A 3,210-nucleotide genomic window follows, 5' to 3' on the forward strand; every position below is an offset into this window, starting at 1 on the left:
ACTCTGCAGCAGGAGGCTCTAAAGGTGATCGGACGTCGAAGGCCGGACAGGCAGCCGTCGGACAGGAGGGGCGGCGGGCCTCGCTGGTGGAGCAGGGTACGGGCCATCGCGGTGGGACTGGCGGTGCTGGCCGGGCCGGCCCTGCCGGTGATCACAGCGCCGACGGCCACTGCCGTTCCCGCCGGCACCTACGCCTACGTCACCAACGAAGACGCGGACACGGTGTCGGCGATCAACACGGCCACGAACACCATCACCGCCACCATCGAAGTGGACGACGGGCCCTTCGCTGTGGCGGTCAACCCCGCCGGAACCTTCGCCTACGTCACCAACACCAACGCGGGCACCGTGTCGGTCATCGACACCTCCACCAACCTCGTCACCGACACCATCACCGTCGACACCAACCCCCAAGGGGTGGCGGTCAACCCCGCCGGCACCTTCGCCTACATCGCCAACAACGGCGATGGCACCGTGTCGGTCATCGACACCTCCGACAACACCGTCACCGACACCATCGGCGTCGGTGCCAACCTCCGGGGGGTGGCGGTCAACCCCGCCGGCACCTTCGCCTACGTCACCCGTGGCGTGAATAGCGTGTCGGTCATCAACACCTCCACCAACCTCGTCACCGCCACCATCACCGTCGGCACCAACCCCCAGGGGGTGGCGGTCAACCCCGCCGGCACCTTCGCCTACGTCACCAACAACGGCGCGGACACCGTATCCGTCATCAACACCTCCACCAACCTCATCACCGCCACCATCACCGTGGGAGACGGGCCCTTCGCTGTGGCGGTCAACCCCGCCGGCACCTTCGCCTACGTCACCAACGCCAACGCGGGCACCGTGTCGGTCATCGACACCTCCACCAACCTCGTCACCGCCACCATCACCGTCGGCACCAACCCCCAAGGGGTGGCGGTCAACCCCGCCGGCACCCTCGCCTACGTCACCAACAACGGCGCGGACACCGTATCCGTCATCAACACCTCCACCAACCTCGTCACCGCGACCGTCACCGCCAATACTGGCCCGCTCGGAGTGACGGTCGCCACCGTCCCCGCTGCGCCTGCCGTGACAGCGGTGGGCTGCACCACGGCTGCGTTGATCGCTGCGATCAACGCCTCCAACGCCAACAACGGCACCCTCAGCCTGGCCTCGTACTGCGTCTACCAACTCACCGCGGCCGACTCCGGCAACGACGGCCTCCCGGCCATCACCGGCTCATTCACCATCATCGGCAACAACGCCACCATCCAACGCTCCACCACCGCAACCACTCAGTTCCGCATCCTCGACATCGCCTCCGGCGGAGCACTGACCGTCAACGACCTCACCGTCCAGGGCGGCTCCCTCACCGACACCGACAACGGCGGAGGCATCCTCGTCCAGAACGGCGGCACCCTCACCGCCACCACCAACCTCACCGTCCAGGGCAACCACACTGCCCATCACGGCGGCGGCATCAACGTCGCCAGCGGCGGCACCGCCACTCTCACCGACAGCCTCATCAACGACAACTCGGCAGACGCTCACGGCGGTGGTATCGACGCCGAAGGCGACTTCACCCTCACCGGCGTCACCGTGACCGGTAACCGCGCTGATGATGGCGGCGGTGTCTACCACGACGGTGTTGGCACCACCGTCTCGATCACCGGCAGCACCATCAGCAACAACACCGCCAAACGTTACAGCGGCGGCCTCGACCTCCAGAGCGGTACGACCACCATCGACACCAGCAGCATCAACGACAACGTCGTCACCGGCGTCGGCAATACCGCCTTCGCCGGAGGCATCGAGAGCTTTGGCACCCTCACCATCACGAACTCCACAATCGCCGGAAACAAGGTGACTGGAAACTCCGGGGGGACTTCCCCCGCAGGCGGCGGCGGCTTCGAATTCGACGGAGGTACGACGATTCTGGACAACACCAAGGTCACCGGAAACCAGCTCATCGGTGTAGGAGGCCACGGCGCCGGCATCTGGGCCTCAAGCACCACCGGCTCCCTCACCTTGCGGAACGGCACGGTGGTGAGCGGAAACCTGGCCTCTGGCCGGTACTCCCAGGGCGGCGGCCTCTACACCAGCGGTACCATTGCGGTCTCCGTGCAGGACTCCTCGATCACCGCCAACAAGGTGACCGGCACCGGCTCGGTCTCCGGCGGAATCTACAACACCACCTCCACTGTCTCCCTCACCAACGCGACGGTCACCAACAACATCGCCCCCAATGCCCCCGCACCCGGCGGCATCTACACCGCAACTCCCATCACCAGCGTCACCGGCACCACCATCACCGGCAACACCCCCACCAACTGCCTCCTCAGCCCCGCCGCCGTCACCGGCTGCGGGTCTGTAAAGCGAGCGGTGTAACTGGGGTTGGTGTGGCTAGAGTTGGCCGGCGGTGAGGCGGCCGTCGAAGGCCAGGTCGAAGGCGTTCATGGCGCCCTTCCAGCGCATGGTCCAGCGTTTGCGGCCGGCACCGGTCGGGTCGAGGCTCATGACGGCCATGTAGACGCACTTGAGGGCGGCCTGTTCCGTGGGGAAGTGCCCGCGGGAGCGGACGGCCTTGCGGATACGGGCGTTGACGCTCTCGATGCTGTTCGTTGTGCATACGATGCGGCGTATTTCCGCATCAAACTGGAGGAAAGGCGTGAACTCGGGCCAGTTAGACTCCCAGAGGCGGACGATCGCCGGGTACTTCTTGCCCCAGGTCTCGGCGAATTCCAGGAACCGTGTCGTGGCCGCGTCCTCGGTCGGCGCGGTGTAGATGGGCTTGAGCGCCTTGGCGATCTTGTCCCAGTCCTGCCGGGCCGCGTATCGAAATGACGCCCGCAGCAGGTGAACCACGCACGTTTGCACCACAGTTCGGGGCCAGACCTCGCCGACCGCGTCGGGCAGCCCCTTCAACCCGTCGCAGACCAGCATGAGGACGTCTTCGACGCCCCTATTCTTGAGCTCGGAGAGCACTCGAAGCCAGTGTTTCGCGCCTTCGCCGCCGTCGCCGGCCCACAGGCCGAGGATGTCGCGGTGTCCCTCGGCGGTGACCGCCAGGGCCACGTAGATCGGCCTGTTCGCCACGTGCCCGTCACGGATCTTGGCTCTGTCGACGATCTTGTGATCCGGACGGGCTGGACTCATCGCGCGAGCAGGACGCGTTTGCGAAGGAGATCGAGGCTGGCCCGGCCGAACATCTGCCGTTTCAGC

General features: G+C 66.2%; 2 protein-coding genes. One reads left to right on the forward strand and one right to left on the reverse strand.

Annotation, left to right across the window (positions count from 1 at the left end):
• A partial coding sequence (locus ACFYXH_RS42365) for a beta-propeller fold lactonase family protein (protein ID WP_389575155.1) occupies positions 1–2,376 on the forward strand: 2,376 nt, incomplete at its 5' end.
• A gap of 15 nt (positions 2,377–2,391) precedes the next feature.
• Here ACFYXH_RS42365 and ACFYXH_RS42370 read toward each other — a convergent pair.
• Positions 2,392–3,210 (reverse strand): IS256 family transposase (locus tag ACFYXH_RS42370; protein ID WP_389575157.1); only part of this gene is annotated, 819 nt, incomplete at its 5' end.

The sequence above is a fragment of the Streptomyces sp. NPDC002730 genome (genome assembly GCF_042888805.1).
Lineage (GTDB): Bacteria > Actinomycetota > Actinomycetes > Streptomycetales > Streptomycetaceae > Streptomyces.